General features: G+C 60.8%; 1 protein-coding gene. It reads right to left on the bottom strand.

The genetic code is table 11. The annotated features are described in order from the left end of the window. The coding region (locus tag FH871_RS33410) for a hypothetical protein (protein ID WP_171063036.1) at positions 1-587 on the bottom strand (587 nt) is incomplete at both ends.

Below are 587 nucleotides of genomic sequence, written 5' to 3'. Positions count from 1 at the left end.
ATGGCCTGTTGCAGGGCGGGCTGATCGTTGGCGACCCCATTCCCTACCGCTTTCACAGGCAGGCGCGTATCGGTTTTAACGTTGTAGACGTTGCGGTAAAAGTCCAGTTTGGCCGCCCAGCCAACCCCCAGCTGGAAATAGTCCTGACCGGGGGCGATGCCCATCAGCCGAAGATCCATGCGGGTTTCACCGGCGGTGCCACCCAGGCCGTTGGTGATCAAAACCGTGTAGGCGACTCCGGCCTGCAGGCTCCCGGGCAGTTTCAGACTCAGTTGGTAGGCGTCGCTCTGCTCGGCATTCACCACCGCTTCGTGAACGGTGTTGGAACCATCCGCCAGCAGACGAACGCGGGGATTTGCCCCGGCCAGTTTCAGATTCCGGCCAAAGATCCGAACCGTGCCGTCGGCGTAGACCTCCGGCGAGTCGAAATGATGCCCCAGCGCCTGGTTGACGAATACACTGGGACTACGCTGCCCCTGGTCTTCCACCCAGATTTCGTAAAGATCCAGACCGGTTTGGGCGGGTATCTGAACAGTAAGCTGGTTGGCACTCTGCACCTGAATGGGCAAGGCCGTGGGCGTCGTGGC

This window comes from Larkinella sp. C7, from assembly GCF_006149005.1.
Taxonomy (GTDB): domain Bacteria; phylum Bacteroidota; class Bacteroidia; order Cytophagales; family Spirosomataceae; genus Larkinella.
The sequence above is the reverse complement of the archived record's forward strand: the minus strand, read 5'-3'. Positions and strand labels throughout refer to the sequence as shown.